16 protein-coding genes are annotated in these 17,396 nt (G+C 67.9%); 4 read left to right on the top strand and 12 right to left on the bottom strand.

From position 1 onward, the window contains the following. The first annotated feature begins 136 nt into the window (after window positions 1-136). Window positions 137-331 carry a hypothetical protein gene (locus tag ACLF3M_RS32065; RefSeq protein WP_430661090.1) on the top strand — a complete coding sequence of 65 codons (195 nt, stop codon included), beginning with the start codon at window positions 137-139 and terminating at the stop codon, window positions 329-331. A gap of 51 nt (window positions 332-382) precedes the next feature. On the opposite strand, the gene ACLF3M_RS32070 is transcribed toward ACLF3M_RS32065, so the two are convergent. From ACLF3M_RS32070 to ACLF3M_RS32100, 7 genes are all read right to left on the bottom strand, one after another. After that, the gene (locus ACLF3M_RS32070) at window positions 383-739 is read right to left on the bottom strand and encodes a response regulator (protein WP_430661091.1); all 357 of its coding nucleotides are present in this window, start codon (window positions 737-739) and stop codon (window positions 383-385) included. A 192-nt stretch (window positions 740-931) separates the two neighbouring features. After that, complete coding sequence (locus tag ACLF3M_RS32075; protein WP_430661132.1) at window positions 932-1,438, bottom strand: HWE histidine kinase domain-containing protein; 507 nt, start codon at window positions 1,436-1,438, stop codon at window positions 932-934. 9 nt (window positions 1,439-1,447) lie between these two features. Then, a complete protein-coding gene (locus ACLF3M_RS32080) occupies window positions 1,448-2,644 on the bottom strand; it encodes a PAS domain-containing protein (protein WP_430661092.1) in 1,197 nt (398 codons plus the stop codon). Next, window positions 2,590-3,435: a hypothetical protein gene (locus ACLF3M_RS32085; protein WP_430661093.1), complete on the bottom strand. Its 846-nt coding sequence runs from the start codon at window positions 3,433-3,435 to the stop codon at window positions 2,590-2,592. Before ACLF3M_RS32085 ends, ACLF3M_RS32080 begins: the two co-directional genes overlap by 55 nt. 705 nt (window positions 3,436-4,140) lie before the next feature. Beyond that, window positions 4,141-4,425, bottom strand: a complete 285-nt coding sequence (locus ACLF3M_RS32090; protein WP_430661094.1) for a hypothetical protein — start codon at window positions 4,423-4,425, stop codon at window positions 4,141-4,143. A gap of 247 nt (window positions 4,426-4,672) precedes the next feature. Next, the gene (locus tag ACLF3M_RS32095; RefSeq protein ID WP_430661095.1) at window positions 4,673-5,320 is read right to left on the bottom strand and encodes a helix-turn-helix domain-containing protein; all 648 of its coding nucleotides are present in this window, start codon (window positions 5,318-5,320) and stop codon (window positions 4,673-4,675) included. A 616-nt stretch (window positions 5,321-5,936) separates the two neighbouring features. After that, window positions 5,937-6,218: a hypothetical protein gene (locus ACLF3M_RS32100; protein WP_430661096.1), complete on the bottom strand. Its 282-nt coding sequence runs from the start codon at window positions 6,216-6,218 to the stop codon at window positions 5,937-5,939. 1,093 nt (window positions 6,219-7,311) lie between these two features. On the opposite strand from ACLF3M_RS32100, the gene ACLF3M_RS32105 reads away from it, so the two are divergent. After that, window positions 7,312-7,962 carry a hypothetical protein gene (locus tag ACLF3M_RS32105; protein ID WP_430661097.1) on the top strand — a complete coding sequence of 217 codons (651 nt, stop codon included), beginning with the start codon at window positions 7,312-7,314 and terminating at the stop codon, window positions 7,960-7,962. Between the two features lie 65 nt (window positions 7,963-8,027). Further along, window positions 8,028-9,176: a hypothetical protein gene (locus ACLF3M_RS32110; RefSeq protein ID WP_430661098.1), complete on the top strand. Its 1,149-nt coding sequence runs from the start codon at window positions 8,028-8,030 to the stop codon at window positions 9,174-9,176. A gap of 97 nt (window positions 9,177-9,273) precedes the next feature. Here the strand turns inward: ACLF3M_RS32110 and ACLF3M_RS32115 are convergent, their stop codons facing one another. Further along, a complete protein-coding gene (locus ACLF3M_RS32115; RefSeq protein WP_430661099.1) occupies window positions 9,274-11,241 on the bottom strand; it encodes an HWE histidine kinase domain-containing protein in 1,968 nt (655 codons plus the stop codon). A 725-nt stretch (window positions 11,242-11,966) separates the two neighbouring features. Here ACLF3M_RS32115 and ACLF3M_RS32120 point away from each other — a divergent pair. Further along, a complete protein-coding gene (locus tag ACLF3M_RS32120) occupies window positions 11,967-12,344 on the top strand; it encodes a hypothetical protein (RefSeq protein WP_430661100.1) in 378 nt (125 codons plus the stop codon). A gap of 1,852 nt (window positions 12,345-14,196) precedes the next feature. On the opposite strand, the gene ACLF3M_RS32125 is transcribed toward ACLF3M_RS32120, so the two are convergent. The 4 genes from ACLF3M_RS32125 to ACLF3M_RS32140 form a co-directional block, all read right to left on the bottom strand. Then, window positions 14,197-15,351, bottom strand: coding sequence for an acyl-CoA dehydrogenase family protein (locus tag ACLF3M_RS32125; RefSeq protein ID WP_430661101.1), 1,155 nt, complete (start codon window positions 15,349-15,351; stop codon window positions 14,197-14,199). 637 nt (window positions 15,352-15,988) lie between these two features. Further along, window positions 15,989-16,396 carry a GFA family protein gene (locus ACLF3M_RS32130; RefSeq protein WP_430661102.1) on the bottom strand — a complete coding sequence of 136 codons (408 nt, stop codon included), beginning with the start codon at window positions 16,394-16,396 and terminating at the stop codon, window positions 15,989-15,991. Between the two features lie 23 nt (window positions 16,397-16,419). Then, the gene (locus tag ACLF3M_RS32135) at window positions 16,420-16,575 is read right to left on the bottom strand and encodes a hypothetical protein (protein WP_430661103.1); all 156 of its coding nucleotides are present in this window, start codon (window positions 16,573-16,575) and stop codon (window positions 16,420-16,422) included. Between the two features lie 403 nt (window positions 16,576-16,978). Continuing rightward, entirely contained in the window at window positions 16,979-17,278 is a 300-nt protein-coding gene (locus ACLF3M_RS32140) for a hypothetical protein (RefSeq protein ID WP_430661104.1), read from the bottom strand. Window positions 17,279-17,396 lie beyond the last annotated feature (118 nt).

Raw genomic sequence — 17,396 nt, forward strand, 5'->3', positions numbered from 1 at the left:
GGTAGAGAAGGGCGCTGCCTGACCGCCCCTCCGCCTTCCGCGTGACTTGCGACCCGGCCCTGAGACGACCGGAAAAACGCGCGCGCACCCGCCCGCGCGCGAGGCTGCTGAAGCGTGTTCTGTCCTGCGCGTCAGGGTGCCCGAGGACTCGCCGCTGCGCCGCCGGCCGGTGGTCCTTGTGGACGTGCAGATAGGCCCGGTGGTGCTGGCCGTGACCGTCGCGCGGCGCCAGCGCAGGGGATGGCTGCAGGATGACCTCGCGGAAGCGGTGCAAGAGATGGCGCTGTCCGCGGTCCATGCCGATCGTGAGGCGGGATCCCTGCTGCGATGACTGTGGACATGCGCAAAGCTCCCTTGGGACGGGCGCGGCCGACCCGAGGCGCTATCGCCATACGCAGCGGCGGACGGCTGCTACCAGGCGCTCCGGCTCGAAAGGCTTGATGAAGCAGTTCTCCCGTAAATCGTCGGGCAGTCGATGCAGGTTCCGCTCGTCCCCCGTCATGACCAACACGACGACATCCGGCCAGCGGCGGCGCGCCTCTTCGGCCAGGGCAACGCCGTCCATGCCGGCGCCAAGGTTCACGTCGGTGACGACGACCGCGGGCGCGACCTCGCGATCGACAGAGTCTAGGCCTTCCTCGGCCGTTCCGACGGGGAGGACGTCCAGGCCAGTGTCGAGCAAGTCCTGGCGAAGCATCTCGCGCGTGAACGGTTCGTCTTCTACAAGCAATACATGCATGCGGCCAAGCCTTCGCTGGTAAGATCCCGGCCTTCTCAGGCTGGCCGAATTGCTGATTGCAATAAGCCGAGCCTGCTGATTTCGTTCCTTGCCCCGTGGGCGCTGATCGCGACGTCAATAGACGCTTCGCGCCGTCGTGATCGACCGGCCGAAATAGAAGACAGGTCGGAGCATCGGTGAACCGACGCGCGATCAGGCCTGGCTGGGACCATCTGGCGAGAGAGCGCGCGCAACGGGCACAATCAGCTCGCAGACCAGCCCGTCGGCCTCCCAAACGCGCTTCACTCGGCCGCCAAGCTGGCTCTGCACCGTCGCTTCGATCACCCGCGAGCCGAAACCGCGCCGCTCCGGCGCGCGGGTCACCGTCGGCCCGCCGCTCTCCCTCCAGATGATGGTCAGGCTGCTGGTGTCGCTGTCCAGGTGCCAGGTTACCGACACCCGGCCCTTTGGCACCGACAGCGCACCATACTTCGCAGCGTTGGTCGCCAGCTCGTGGATCGCCATCGAGAGCGCCTGCACGGCGTCGGCGTCCAGCGCGAGGTCCGGTCCTTCGACCTGAACCCGCTTCTGCGCCTCGGTGTCGGCTGGCTGGAACGTCGCCAGCTCGGCCTCGATCAGGTCGCGCAGGGCCGCGCTCGCCCATTGACCTGCGGCGAGCATCGTGTGCGCCCGCGCCAGCGCGCCGACGCGGCCCTCGATTGCCTGCGCTTAGGCTTCAGCGTTGTCTTTGCGGGTCAGGCGCAGCGCGGCCTGCACGACAGCCAGCGCGTTCTTGGCGCGATGGTCCACTTCGCGAGACAGCAGCTTTTGACGCTCCTCCGACGCCTTCTGCGCCGTGATGTCGGCCGCGATGAGGACCGCACCAGTGACCTCGCCCTCCTCGCGCAGCGGCACGGCCAGGACGCGGGTCCACGTCTCACGGCCATCGTCCTCCGTGTAGATGAGTTCCATCCCCGGCAGGACCATCTCGCCACGCAGCGCCCGCGCCGCTGGGAAGTCAGCGTGGTTCAAGAGACTGCCGTCCTGGTTGTAGCTCCGCCAACGGCCCCGGCGCGCTTCGTCGCGCGAGGGAATGACCTCCGGGACGAACCGCCGCATCGCGGCGTTCGCGACAAGTAGCCGGCCGTCGACGTCGCAAAGCCCGACGCCGAGTGGAAGCGCATCCACCAAGGTGGACAGACGGGATGCGCTCTCGCGCAGCCGCGCCTCGCTCTCGGCCAGGGCACGTGCGGCAGCGCGCTCTTTCGTCACTTCACGCACAACGACGTTGATGGCGGCCAAGCGGCCCGCTTCGTCCCGGATGGGGCTCCAGTCCGCGATCCAGGCGCGGCGCACGCCAGGCTGCGCCGGCGTCTCTCCCTCGACCTCGATCCCCAGCACCGGCTGGTTGGTCTCGAGAAGGCGGCGGAGCGGAGCGTCGCCGAGGTCGGCGATGTCGGGAACGACCTCGCGCATTGTGCGCCCGATATGGGCATCGGCGGGCACGCCGTTCATCTCCGCTAGCTCCGCGTTGATACGGATGTAGCGCCCCTGCAGGTCGAACGCGCAGAGGCCAACCGGTGCCGCTGCGTAGATCGCATCGAGCTGCATCAAGGCGTACCGAGCATCAGCCTCGCGATCGCGCAGCTCTGCCGTGCGCGCCTCGATCCGCTGCTCGAGGCCAGCGTTCATTGACGCGAGGTCGCGCTGCCTTCGCTGTAGGAGCAGGGCAAGAACGACAAGGCAGGCCCAGGCTGGCAGGCCGACGGTAAGCTGGACCAGGAACGTGTCGCGCCAGCGCCCGATGATCACCGACGTCGGCCGCGCCACTGTTGCGTAGAGCGGCAGATTTTCGATGCGGCGGAAGGCAATCAGGCGGGCCTCGCCCGCCCGCTGGTCGGGCGGCAGGCCGAGCGTCTGTCCCATGATGGTCCCGGGATCTCGCCCGCCTGGGCGACGTCGCGCAGCCTGCTGTTCGCCGGGATCTGAGGCACCGGAACCGGGAACCCGCCGCTCCGGGCCAGCAGCGCCCCATCGGCGCGGACGAGGGACGCGACGTCCCCCTGCGGTCCCGCGATGGCGGCGAGGCCGGCGGACAGGCGGTTCGGGTCCACCGAGACGTTGATGAGCCCGTCGTAGGCGCCGACCGGAAGCCCGTTGCCCGTCTCGGCGCGCCGGCGGCTGACGCCGAAGAAGACGTTGTTGTCCAGCCGGCCGGTCGTGACTGCGCTGATATGCAGGTCCGGCGCGTCGGGCTCGCGCAGGGCGACGACCCACTCGCGGTCGGCGAAACGCGTGCCGCGCGGCACCGGGTAGACGTTCGCCGTAAGCAAGACCTCGGCCTCTCGGTCCAGGACGACGACGGTGTTCACCCCAGGCAGCGAAGGCAGGAGCTGGCGCAACTCGCGGTGCAGGTCGCCCTCGCGCGCGCGGACCTCCGCGTCGGAAAGGCCGCGCAGGACGTGGTTGGTGAGGTCGGCGGCCAGGCGATGAATGTCGAGAACTCTCTGAGCATACTCGGCCGCCGCATCGGCGCTGCGCGCGAGTTCGCGCTCCGCCGAGTTCCAGGTGTCGCGCCAGGCGAGCCAGGCGAAGACGACAAGGACGAGCAGGGGGACGGTCAGCGCGGCGAGGACCAGCGCGCCGAAGCGCCGCGGCGCCGCGGTCCGGATTGGCACGCCGCGCGTCAGGGCGACGTGGGCTTGTTCGCGCTGCATGCCGCGATGGATGTTCATGGCCCCCCAAGGCGGACGGGTTGCCTTGATTGGAACGTATCGACACACCTTCCACCGCTGAAATCAAGTTATCTCAGTGATGTAGCTCGGGCGGTCGCAACGACGTGTGATCGCAGCCGCAAGGGCAACGGAGATGGGCTGACGCGGCGCTTGATATGCCGGACGACCTCGCCGAGGCCGTACGTACTGTGGCGTTCGCCGCGGCTCATGGCGACCCCGGATGCATTGCGCCGCCTGGCGGAGCGGCTGCTTTCAGACTCAGTTTGAGACTGGCCGGCGGTCGATCTCCGAAGCGCCGCCGGCCTTGCTCTGGCAAGCAGAATCGCGCGCTCACGCGCCCGCTTGCGGATCTTTCGAGACCAGAACGCGCGATGTCCCAGGCATGCCCGAGCGGCCACGGTGATCCCGCGTGAAATGGACAGCGTTTCAGGCTTGACGAGACGGTGGCGCAAGTATGCTTGGTCCCAACCGTCGCTTGGGGGAGGGATATAGGCTCGTGCCGGTGAGACGGGAGGTGAATCGGCTCAGGCTGCTCGCTGCGGAATGCCGGCGCATCGCCACAATGATCAGCTACCGGCCAGACCGAGAACTCGTTTTACAGCAAGCGGCAGATTACGAGGCGAAAGCGCAGGCACTCGAGAGCACCGGCAGAGCCGGACAGTCCAGAGGGGGCGGGGAACAGCGGCCCTAGGTTCGCCGCGCTGGCGGGCCCGGCTTCGGATCTTTCGAGGCCAGAACGCGCCGCCAGGTCACCTCGGCCTTCGCGCCGTCGAGCGGCATGCCGCGATCGTCTCGCAGCCCGGCCCGGTGGAAGTGCCGGGCCGCGGCCTCCCAGTCCATCTGGCCGCCCTTCAGCATCCCCCGCATCTCGGCCCGGTGCGTTCGCATCCAGGCCTCGAGGCTGGTGCGGCGCAGCTCCTCCTCGATCGCCTGGCGAAAGCGGGCATGCAGGGCGTCGGACGTCGGCGGCACGCTGGCGTAACGCTCGCACCCCGGCGCGGTGCCCGGACGGCCATCACAGGTGATTGCGGAACGCGAACTTACTCGTTCGCCGCGCGTTTCGATGCTGCAGGCCGCGGAGGGCGTGTAGGGTTCGCTCTTCGGGTATCGGGTGAAGCCCTGCTGCGCTCAACCTTGCCCCGCTGACCTCTGCCCTGGTCAGCGGGGCGTTCTCACGGCGCGCGGCCGCGCCAATCGGCGCGCCCGTGCGGCCTCGCCCTCAGCGTTTCTTCCGCGTCGACGAAGGCCCGAGCCGCAGCGGCGGTTCCGAGATGAGCGGCGGAAGCGGACGGCGTTCCCGTGTGCTGCGCGGCTCGGCATGGTGCCCCTTCGTCAAGGCCGCCGCACCGAGGTCGGCAATCTCAAGCCGTCCCTGGCCGCCGCGCTTCTTGGCTATGAACTGGGCGCCGACTGCATCAAGCGCTTGGCGAATGGCGGCCACGAGGTCCGCTCGCACTTCCCCGCTACGCTCGAGCTTCGTCAGCGTCGTCTCGGTGACGCCAGCAAGTGCCGCCAGGCGCGTGCGGCTTAAGCCGACTGCGGTGCGCGCTCGCCGGCACTCTTCCGCACCAAAGCCGGCCGTGGCCTCCGCCGGGAGCATCGTTGTCGGCTCGCCCAACCTCGTCGTGTCGGCCGCCGGCCGCCGCAGCCGCGCGCCGGCGCCGCCGCCGTTCTCCTCAATGAAATCGACGCCGGCTTCCTCGATCGCGTGCCGTAGCGCGGCCAGCGTCACCGGGAGAGGCTGCCGGATCCCAAGCTCGAAGGCGGCGATCGTCTTGCGCGCAATGGTAGATGCCGCCTCGAGATCGGCTTGCGTCCAAGCCAGCAGGGCACGCCCTGCCCGGCATTGTGCTGCGGTCAGTGCCATCGCCGCCGCACCTCAACGTCACGGCCAGGGACTACCCGAAACGGGTGCTTCTCATCGACCTGTGCGCGCTCCGCTCGCAGCAGCCGATCGGGGGCGTCGGCGTGGCCGATCAGCAGGCCGAGGCCTGGACCATTGGGCCATGTCGTCCCTGCGAAGCGGCGGAAACGCTCCTCGAGGGCATCGGGCTTTGGTGGCACGTCAGCGTAACGCCTGCAGTGCACAGCAGTGCCTCTGCTGCCGCACCGGTGATTGCGATAAGGGAACCGACTCAGTGGTCGGGCGTATCATTCTCGGAGGCCCCGGAAGGTGCGCGCTCACCTTCAACCTCGGGTGGGTCTCTGCGTCGCCTCAGCCCCGCTGACCTCTGCCCTGGTCAGCGGGGCGTTCTCGCAGCGCGATGCTCAGCGCCCCTGCAGCCACCACTATTTCGACCATGCCGGCGGCCAGAATTCCCCCGCCATTTCCTCAGCACGGTATCGCTGCGAGACGCGCGCCTGCCCGAGCGGCGACGACCGAGGAAACGTGGCATCGGGTGCGCGGCCAACCGCCGGCGGCGAAGTGTGCGCTGGGCTTTTGCTGGACGCCGTGTGGCCCGACCGTGGGGACGAAGGCCCGTTCAGTCCACCTCACGCATGGAGCCGGCTATTGCCGTCACAATGGCCCCACCCGCGCCCCCGACGATAAGCTGCGCCGCGGCGCCGCCGATGCTCAGCTTCCCGGATTGCGCGCCTTCTGTGATGGCCAAGATCAACAAGACGACGACCTGACTGACGACACCGCCGCCGAGCAAGCCGGCTACGGTGTTGCCAAGCGTGCCGAGGTTGAAGGTCGGGGACAGTCTTGCAGCGGCGTTGCCGCCCAATGCGCCCGCTACACTGCCGATGAGAAGCTGTTCCATAGGCCTTCCTTTTGGCCCCGGATGCGCATTGCGGGGCGCGGCACTGTCGATGCGGCTGGGCTCGTCCAGCAACTGATCCCGGATCAGGTGCGGCGAACCGGACGCAGCCAACGAAGACTAGTCGAAAGCTCATCTCGCAACGGCTGAACCCACCGACGGTGCACGTGCACGAGCAGCGCGAGATGCGCCCCCGCCGGTACGGACGGCGGGGGCGCTCGATTCAAGTGACAGTCAGTCGAGAAAGCATTCGTGCACTTTACTTAGGTCACCGTCCGCCAAACCGCTCGAACAGGAACGCCGTTTGGGAAAAGTCAGCGTTCCCCTTGGAGCCTGCCTGTGCGGCGTTGCCCTGCGGCGTGCCAGGGTTATCCCCGTCAATGCCGTTGCCCCAGCCGTTGTCGGCGTGCTCCGGCGGACCCCCGCGGGGTGGCGGCTCATGGCACGGTGGCGGCTCATAGCAGGGTGGGGGCTCGTAGCAGGGTGGCGGCTCGCAGTACCACACGTCTGTCATTGAACGTTCTCCCGTCTAAGGCCAGCAGCAACGACTGCCGACCGGGCAACGGTGCCAGATGTTCAGTTGTCACGTTCGCACATCGTTGCGGTCGTTTCGCTACGCGCGAACAAGACGTTGTGCGTGAGCACTGCGTTTCGATCGAGAACGTGCCAAGTGTCATTTCCCCCTCATGTCGAAACAGTCCTGCATCAGCCGCGTCGGCAACCGGTCAGACTTGTCCCGACGTATGCGTAAGCTGCGCGGTTCGACTGCCCGTCAGCACTGCTGCTGGCGGGGCTTATCGCTGCAACTATCGCTGAGGCGTCCGCGACTGCGAGCCGGGACTGGGTGTATCATCGACGTGAGCGAAGGCACTGCAGAGCGCATCGGCATGAAGGACGACGGCACCGCGCCAGTGGAGGTCACGCCGGTCGCGGTTGCGATAACCTGTTAGAGCGCACGTCGAGGACCCTGAACCACGCATCGCGTACGGCTGGTGTGCGCAACGTCATGCATTGGCTTCCGTTATGGTCTTGAGGTCCAGCGACCTCGCACCACGCGGGAGAAAAGCCAGTGACAAGATCCAGCCTACGTGCCGCTTTGCTGGGCGGCCTTGCCCTCGGGATCGGCGGCGCAGGGGGCGCCGCAGCGCAGCAGCCGCGCCAGCCCGATCAGGCCCCGGCGGCGACTGCCCCGGCGACCACACCCCGGGACACCGCCGCGCCAACTGATCGGCGCGACGCCGAGCGGTCGTCGATCGTTGATGCGTCAGCCCTGGAGACAGGCGCGAACAGTTTCACAGAAGGACAGGCGCGCGCTCGACTTGAGGATGCCGGTTTCACCAACCTCCAGGATCTTCGCAAGGACGACGCCGGCTTCTGGCGCGCCCGCGCGATGCGGGCCGGTGCCTCGACCGAGGTAGCGCTGGACTTCCGCGGCCGCATCGCAGCCGGCCCCGGCGTCGCGAACCTCGGCGCGGGTCGCAACAGCAATGCTGACAGGGCGGGGCCCGCGGCGACGCCGCGCGCGGATAGCAGCGCGCGCCCGGACGGGACGCCGGGCAATCCGCCCTCGACGGCGACGGGCCGAGCCGTCGATCGCGCGCAGGGCGAGACGCCGCGTGCCGACGGCACGCCGGGGAACCCGCCCGGCACTGCGGCCGGTCGCGCGCTCGACCGTGCGACGGGAAGCAATACCACTGGTGCGAACCCCACGGCCCCAGCCCCGGCCACCGGCGGTACGACACGTTGAGGTTCAAGGGCGGTGCGCTAGCGCCGCCCGACCGACGCTCCCAACCCAGGCAGAGGAACCTAAGCATGAAGAAACGCACACTGGTCCGCATGTTCGATGACCACGCACACGCCGTGCAGGCAATGCGCGAATTGGAAGGCGCAGGGTTCACCGCTGACGAAGTCAGCATCATGGGCGGTAAGCGCCGCGACGACGCTATGGCGGGCAACAACACCAGCACGACCGAAGCGGACGGCGGCGCCGGTACCGGCGCGACGCTGGGGACAGTGCTCGGCGGCGGCGCTGGTCTGCTCGCCGGCATTGGCGCTCTGGCGATCCCCGGGCTCGGCCCCATCGTGGCCGCGGGCTGGCTGGTCGCGGCGCTGACCGGCGCTGGCGCGGGCGCTGCGGCAGGCGGCCTGCTCGGTGCGCTCGTCGGCTCGGGCGTGGAGGAGCGTGATGCTCATGTCTATGCTGAAGGCATCCGGCGCGGCGGCACGCTGGTGAGCGTGCGCGCCAATGAGGAGCGCCTGGCCCAGGCCGAGACCATCCTCGCGCGGCATCAGACGGTGGACGTGTCCGCACGCGCGGCCGAGTACCGTGCAGGCGGCTGGTCTCGTTACAGCGACGATGGCTCGCTGTTGTCCGACGCGCCCGACGGGACGCCCGGCAATCCGCCGGGGACCATGGCTAGCCGCGCCGCCGACCGGACGCTCGGCACCAACATGAGCGGCGCCTATCCCGAGCAGTCGGACGGCACGCCCGCGAACCCGTCGGGCACAGCGCTCGGCCGCAGTGCTGCGCGGGCGAAGGACGACGTCTATCCGAGGCTTGGCGCGTCGCATCGCTCGAATGACGACGGCAGGGTGCTGCCGGGCACGCCCGACGGGACGCCCGGCAATCCGCCGGGGACCATGGCTAGCCGCGCCGCCGACCGGACGCTCGGCACCAACATGAGCGGCGCCTACCCCGAGAACTCGGACGGCACCAGCGCGAACCCGCCCGGTACCGCGGCAGGGCGAGCGGCGCGCCGCGCCGCAAATGATACTTCGACGGTGGGCGGCTCCGGCCAATTGACGCCGCGTGCCGATGACGACGGGCACGTGCTGCCACAGACGCCAGATGGCACGCCGGGCAATCCGCCGGGAACCGAGCTCAGCCGCGGCATCGATGAGGTCGCAAACACCAACATCAGCGGCGCTCATCCCGAGAATGAGCGGCGCCGCCGAGGCTGATCGCCTGACTTGGGGCGGCACTGCGCAGCCGCGGTGCCGCCCTTGGAAAATCAGGCCACCTCGCTGGCACGCGGGCCTTACTCACGCAAGCGACCGTTCAATGTGCGGTCCCTCTACTGGACGCCACCGCACGCGCGACCGGCACGGTCATGACACAGACCAGCCCGTCCTCCTCCCAGGCGCGCCTCACACGGCCGCCGAGCTGATTTTGCACCGTCGCCTCGATGACCCGTGACCCGAAGCCCCGGCGCGCCGGCTTGCCGGCCACCTTCGGCCCGCCGCTCTCGCGCCAGGTGATCGTTAGGCTGGCCGTGCTGCTGTCCAATTGCCAGGTCACCCGCACCCGCCCCTCGGGCACCGACAGCGCCCCATACTTGGTCGCGTTGGTCGCCAACTCGTGCAGCACCATGGACAGCGCCTGCACGGCATCGGCGGCGAGCGCGAGGTTGGGCCCATCCACCGCCACCCGCTTCTCTGAGCCCGCGCCTTCCCCAATGCCCGCGCTGCCTGGCTGGAAAGCTGCCAGCTCGGCCTCCACCAGCTCGCGCAGCGCCGCGCGCTCCCACTTCCCAGCGGCAAGGATCGTGTGCGCCCGTGCGAGTGCCCCCACGCGGCCTTCGATAGCCTGCGCGTAGGTTTCGGCGTCATCCTTGCGGGTGAGGCGCAGCGCCGCCTGCACAACGGCCAGTGCATTCTTGGCGCGATGGTCCACCTCGCGGGACAGCAGCTGCTGATGCTCCTCGGACGCCTTCTGCTCGGTGATGTCGGCGATTACGACGACCGCACCGGCGACCTGTCCTGAATCGTCGCGAAGCGGGACAGCGGTGACACGGGTCCACGTCTCGCGCCCATCGTCCTCCGTGAAGATCATCTCGATACCGGGCAACACCGTCTCGCCCCGCAGCGCCCGCTCCACGGAGAACTCCGCCGGTTGAACGGGGCGGCCGTCGGAGTGCTGACCCCGCCAACGGCTTCGGCGCGCTTCATCGCGCGACGGTGCAACCTCGGGGGCAAACCGTCGCAACGCGGCGTTCGACACGAGCAGGCGGCCCGTGGCGTCGGTCAACCCGACCCCCAAGGGGAGCGCGTCGACCAGGGTGGACAGCCGCGTCGCGCTTTCGCGCAACTCGGCTGTGCGTCCCTCGATCCGCAGCTCTAGGCCCGCATTCATCAAGGCAAGGCTGCGCTGCCCACGGCGCAGCAGCACCGCGAGGACGACGAGCCCGGCCCAGGCCGGCAGGCCCACGGCGAGCTGTAGCAGGACCGTTTCGAGCCAGCTCTTGACGATGAGCGGCGTCGGCCGCGCCACAGTCGCATAGAGCGGCAGGTCTCCGACGCGGCGGAATGCAATGAGGCGAGTTTCGCCGGCTTGCCGGTCAGGTGGCGGGCCGAGCTTCTGACCCATGTAGATTCCGGCGGTCTCCCCCGCCCTGGCAGCATCGCGCAGCTTGCTCACGGCCGGGATCTGCGGCGGCGGCACGGGCAGGCCGCTGCTCCGGGCCAGTAGCGCCCCGTCGGCGCGGACGAGGGACGCCACATCGCCCTTCAGACCGGTGATGGCGGCGAGGCCCGTGGACAGGCGGTGCGGGTCCACCGAGACGTTGATCAGCCCTTCGTAGGTGCCGGCCGGCAACCTGTTGCCCGTCTCCACACGCCGTCGGCTGACGCCGAAGAAAAGATTGTTGTCCAGTCGGCCGGTCGTGACGGCGCTGACGTGCAGGTCCGGTGAATCGGGCTCGCGCAGGGCGACGACCCACTCGCGGTCGTCGAAGCGCGTCCCGCGCGGCACCGGGTAGACGTTCCCCGTTAGCAGGGCTTCGGCCTCGCGGTCGAGGACGACGACGGTGTTGACCCCCGGCAGCGAAGGCAGCAGCCTCCGCAGCTCCTCATGCAACTCCGCCTCGCGCACGCGGACTTCCTCGTCAGATAGGCCGCGCAGGAGGTTGTTGGTGAGGTCGGCGGCGAGGCGATGAACATCGAGGACGCGCTGAGCATACTCGGCGGCGGCATCGGCGCTGCGCGCGAGTTCGCGCTCCGCGGCCGTCCAGGTGTCGCGCTTGGCCATCCCGACGAAAACACCCAGTACAAGCAACGGGACCGTAAGCGCGGCGATGACCAGGACGCCGAAGCGCCTTGGCGCCGTGCTCCGCACGAACACGCCGCACAGGGGGTCCACGCACGAGTGCGCTCGAGGCGAGCCGCGCCGCACTCTCATCGCCCTACCTGATACCGACAAGCTGCCTTGCCGAAATGTATTGGTCTACCTTCCGCCAATGAAATCAGGGTCCCGGAATGACGAAAAAAACGGCGATCACAACAAGCTGCCACAGCCCTGGAGAGGTACGCTAGATGCCGAATGCTACTCATGGCTGTAGATGTACGGACTGGAGCGATGCAGACGGAGGCGCGACGGCTTCGGATGGCGGCCGCGGAGTGCCGGGACCTCGTGAAGATCATCCGGTTCCGACCGGATCTCGAGGCGCTGCTCGATGAGGCGGAGCGCTGTGATACGCTCGCTCAGGCCCTCTCGAAGATGCAACTCCAACTGGCCGCAATTGGGGCTTCAGGGCTCCGAACCGGTAATGCAACTTTGCATCGCGCTGCACGCCCGATAGGCGGGCTGCCGAGTTGCGCAATCGACGGTCCAAACCACCGGCGCGGGCAACGGCGCAAGGAATCTCAATTGATAAGAAACGTATTGTGTTAATCTGTTCATAGCTCATGCTTTGAAATTGACCATAAGAACAGATTGCTCGAATATTTCGCAGTACATCAGGATTTGTGCGTGTCATGAGCGGCCCGAACAAGCAGGTCGGCCTAGGCTTTTTCACGCCGAACGAAGTGCGTCTGACGTTCGGCGGGCGCCAGCTGGATGTGGATTTCAGCCAGGCTGACGTGAGCAGGCTGATCGTCATCGAACCCGCGATTCGACAAATGCTTCCCTTCATCATGTCCACACACGACCACGCGTGGATCAGCTGGGGCGAACTCCGTTCGCGGCTGGAAGACCGCGGTCTCAACCTGCAAGGCGAGATCGCCAGAAACAGGGCTGGCCCGGCGAAAGTGTCGAAGATGAACAGCCTCGTGTCCGATCGGCACGCACCGGTCCGAAGCCACCTACCGGAAGGCGTCCCAGGTGATCGCCCCGGCGAAGGCGACGCACACTGACGACTTCGCCTGCTGCCCTGGGAGCGCCTGATAAGGCTCGAGCGGGCGGGCCGGCGTCACCTCAACGGTGGACGTTGCGGGTTGGCCGCGACGGTACGCGCCAGCATGCGCTGTGCTATCCCGCGACAGCTCGTTTACCAGCCACCGTGATCCCCCAACCAACTTCATTGCCCCGGTGGGGGCAGCGCCCCTTTTTCATCAGTCCGCGCGACACTAGCGCGTCCAGCGTCTTCTCCCCAACCCCGTGTGGCATCCAAAGCCGCGTCTCGAACACGTGCCGGCTCCGTGCCATGTGTTCCAACGCGCGACGCTCGCGCCGATGTAGCTGCACCAAGACAACTGTGCTCCTCAACACCATTGGACCAATTTGCCGATCGCGTAGCTCACCATCGCACACTGGTCCGACTGCGCAACGCTTCGGCATCGACGTGTCGCGTTCGGCGCGCCGCGGTTGGGATCGGTTCGTGCGCCTCGGCCCGGTATGGCGCGAACCCGACCACGACGCCTCTGAAACCGCGTCAGCGAGCTTGTTTCCAGGCTGACAACCGCTCGCTTCCTAGTCCCCGCCGGCCCGATGCTGCTGCGGCCAGAACGCCTCGCGCTTTCCGGTAAGCGCCTCCGCGAGGCCGTCTATAGCCTCCATGAGCGTATGCGCCGCCCGGTAGGCTTGCGAGCCGATTGGCGCCTCAGTGCAGATCTTCACTGCGGCGCTGCGCATCTCCTTCGCGCTGGCCAGGGCGGCTGAAGCTGTGGCGTGGGACAGGACGCGGCGGGGTGGCATGGCCGAGAGCCTAACCCGGCTCCGGGAACGAAGAAAGAACACCCCTTGCCAGGACTCTCCTGCTAAGCTGGCGTATCAATGCACCGCTTGCTCCCTGTCGTGCTTGCTGCCGGCATTGTAGCCGCGCCGTTCCATGCCGGAGCCTGCCGCTGGCGGGAGCCAGCCCGCACGTATCCAGCGTCAGAGGCATGGTCGTGTGCGCCGACCCGTTGGGCAGACGGCGACACGCTCAGTGCGACGTGTGATGGCGTTCGCGGGCCGGTGCGCATCCGGGTTCGTGGTGTGGATACGGTCGAGCGCGGGCACCCGCTGTGGCGCGCGGCCCGGGGTGAGCTTCGGCGGCGAACCGAAGGGGCGCGGCTGGCCGTGCTGCCGCATCACCTGAGCCATAATCGGGTTGTGGCGGATGTGCTGGTCGCTGGGGATAACGTCGGCGCAGCAATGGATGCGGCGGGGTGGTCGAAGGACGGCTGCGCGGGACGGTGAAGATTCTGACGCGTTAGGCATCACACGCCCCGACTTAGTTGGGCAGCCACTCCACGGGATATCGTCGCGGTGTGCGTTGGGGGTGTTGCGTCAGGGCAGAGCTAGCACCGCAGTTCTGGTGACGTTCGCCGCCTTTTCACGCGCTTTCACGCAGCCTTCTCGGCGCGTTCCTCTTGCCCGACGACGCAGCATCTTTGTCCGCAGGCCCGCTGCGGGACACGCATTCACGGCAAGCCGCACGATGCCCGTCTGCAGGATGAGCAGGCATTCCGCTCGATGCCGGCAAAGCGGCAGCACAGCGACGACCAGCTCGTGGCCCGTATCCGAGCGAGCCGTCATGGACATCGGAAGCAGGTATCGAGGCTTGGTAGCCCTTTCCACGGAGTCCGCCGCGATGACCTGTTCCGCCCGCCACAGATTCCCGCCGGCAGCCCAGCGGTCCGATTGACTGACTGTCTCTGAACCATGCCGCACCGTCCGGGGTTGGCGGGGGCGCGGGCTGTCCATCGTGGCCCGCCTGCGGGGTTCGCCTGCCCAGTCGTCCGGGAGCGTCAGCGAGGTCTCGCCCGAATGGGTCCGACGCGCTCAGATCCGCAAGGTACCCGCGTCGAGCCCCAGCCGAAGCCTGCCGGCGACGATGAAGCTGTTGGGTGACATCGCAACGTGCTGCACGGCCGCGCGAAGGTCGCGCAGCCGGCGCGCAAGCGGCCCACCCTCCTGGATCGCGACAGCCCCAACCGCTGCCTCTAGCATAGCTGCGGCGCGAAGCGCGCTGTCTGCCGCGTATGCCGTGGCCAGCCGGAGGTCCGCGCGGCGCGGGATCAGCGCCGTCTCGCCGCGCTCCACCGCCGCCATCAGCGCCGACATCGCTTCCACCATCAGGGCGCGGGCGGCACGCAGGATCGCCTCGGCGCGGCCTACTTCCGACTGGATGCTCTCTCGCTCATGCAGCGCTTGGCTGGTGCCGACGCGCATCCGGTCGCGCATCAAGCCAGCGACATCGTCCAGTATCGCACGTGCAATGCCCAGCGGCACCACCGAGACGCTCCAACTGAAGCTGCTGACCACGGGCAGCCGGTAGACCAGTCCCGGCATCAGCGCGCGCTGATCGGGGTAGCCGAAGACATGATCCGCGGGTACGAACACGTCTTCCAGCGTGAAGTCGCAGCTTCCCGTGCCCTTGAGGCCGGAGACCTGCCAAGTGTCGATGACCGCTGCAGCCTCGATCGGCGCAAGCGCCATCAGCGTCGGCGCGGGACCTTCCTGGCCCGGCGCCACGACGGCGCAGAGCCCGGCCACGCCGGTCGCACCATGGATGCCGCTGCCATACGGCCAGCGTCCTGTCACCCGATAGCCGCCCTCCACCGGTATGGCGCGGCCGACCGCCCCCGTCGCCAGCACCAGGAAGGTATGCGGGTCCGCGAACAACCTGCGCGCAGCAGCTTCGCGCAGGTAACCCGCGATGCGGCTCGCCCCGCCGCCATTCCCGACGATCCAACCGACCGAGGCGTCGAGTGCTGTCGCAGCCTCTACTACCTCCATGAACTCGAACGGGGAAAGCTCCGGTCCGCCGAGAGCTTTCGGCAGCCAGAGCCGGAACAGACCAGCGCCTGCCAGCGCAGCGAAGAGCGGCGCCGGCAGGCGCCGCTCGGTGTCGATGGCTTCACGGTGCTCCTCGGCCAGGGGCGCCAGGCTCCGCAGGCGCTCTAGCAGCAGGGCGGCGGTATCGTGGTCACGCATCGGATGCCTCCCGTCGGAGAGCAGCCTCGGCGCTGCAATCGTCGGGGGCAAACATGAAGTTCTGCGTCACGGAAGAATTGAGCTAGGCCGGCCCGGGACGCACCAGCCGGCTCGGACCGGCTGCCAGGACCCAAGGCCTTCGCGGGGTTCAACGACCGGCGCGAGTTCCAGCATGCATGCGGGGCAGAGCCAGCGAGGCTACCGGCACACTCCGTGTGCGTTCTTGCTGCATCGGAGGCTCCACAACAGACTTCCTCGAACGACAACCAGCGCAAATGCTGCTCCGAGGCCGTTATGAAGCAGTCTTTTACACCATGTGAGCGATCTGACCGACGCCGAATGGAGGCAACGCCAAGCGTCAAGGCCGCATACATCACGGCCGGCGGCGATCCCGAGACCTCGAAACCGGCAATCCCCGTGGCTGCCGGCGCCGCGCGGGATCACTCGGAATGATTCTGGCGCCCTGCCCCGACGGCGCGAGCGCAATGAGCGGTATCCAGTCAATCGGGCTGAGGCCGCCGCCGAAGATCAAGCAGACTGGCCGCCACTGCCCCACGATTTCAGATAGCTTCAACGGGCCGAGAAAACGCGCGCTCGGGGGTAGCGTTACAGCGCCACGACAACTCGCCTGCTGCAGTCACGGCTGCCCCTCGACCTCCGGCACCCCCTCAAACGGCGGAACCCAGGGGAGCCGGCGCTTCGTCCAAATCTGCCGCTTCGGTCGCCCGAGCTCCAGGCGCTGGTTTAGCGCGCCGACACGCAGTGTATAGGTCGGCGGGTTCTCGACCGCGCAGGAATAGACCGGCGCGCCGCACGTCCCGCAAAATGCATGGAGACGCCGTGCGCCGCTGTCACCCGTCTTGACGTACAGTCGCGGTGTCCCCGTGAGCATACGGAAGGTGTCAGCACGCGCCGGAACGTTGGCTCGAAAGGCTGAGCCGCCCAGCCTTTGGCAGTCGAGGCAGTGGCAGATCGCGATGTCGTCCGCCTCTACTACCGCCTCGTAAGTGATCTCGCCGCAATGGCAGCGACCATCCACTTTCATATCGCACCTCTTCCGCTGCAATCTCACGCGCCCGCGTGCGGATCTTTCGATGCCAGAACGCGCCGCCAGGTCACCTCGGCCTTCGCGCCGTCGAGCGGCATGCCGCGATCGTCTCGCAGCCCGGCCCGGTGGAAGTGCCGGGCCGCGGCCTCCCAGTCCATCTGGCCGCCTTTCAGCATCGCCCGCATATCGGCGCGGTGCGTCCGCATCCAGGCCTCGAGGCTTGCTGCGGCGCAGCTCCTCCTCGATCGCGCGTCGAAAGCGATCCTGCAGGGCGTCGGTTTTCGGCGGCACGCCAGCGTAACGCCTGCCGGCAGCGCGGACAGGTGATTGCGGAATGCGAACTGACTCGGTGTTGGCGCGTATCGGTTTTGCGGGCCGGGAGAGCGACTGTGCGCTCATTCTCGGATGCTTCGGGTGTAGGCCCGCGCGCTCCCGCAGCCCCGCTGACCTCTGCCCGGTAAGCGGGACCCCTTTCGAGGCGTAGCGCGTGCTCGGTATCAGCGATGCGGCAGCCGTCAGTTCCGCGGAATAGAGTTGGTCCGCCGCGGCGGAGACGTGGCGTCGACGCGCATTTCAGAGCTAGGTCTCAATGACGTTCGGATCGTCATCTTCCCGGCGGGGAATGCAGGTGAGGGACGGCAGCAGCGCCCTGACGTCCTCCAGCGATACCACGCGCAGCAGCACGCCAGAAGCTTTGGGTGTCGGCCACGCAACCCAAAGGGCCGCCACGAACAGGTCCGGAAAATCGACGGTGTCAGGCCCGTAAATCGTCCACATTGGTATGAGGTGTCTGTCGACGCTCCGATGGGCGATCAGAAGCTCGCGGCGCACCGCATCAAGTGTAGCAGAGTAGTCGTCGTCATCTCCGGTGAGCTTCATCGCCCCCTCCGGCACATTCGTTGCTGAAGACGCCCTGCTCACCCGACGTGGGCGGAGCTTTAGCTCGGTGGTAATGTCCAGCGGCGAACGGAGCGCCGCGTTTTGAGCGGCTTCGCCG

Source organism: Falsiroseomonas sp. HW251, assembly GCF_050563545.1.
Lineage (GTDB): Bacteria > Pseudomonadota > Alphaproteobacteria > Acetobacterales > Acetobacteraceae > Falsiroseomonas.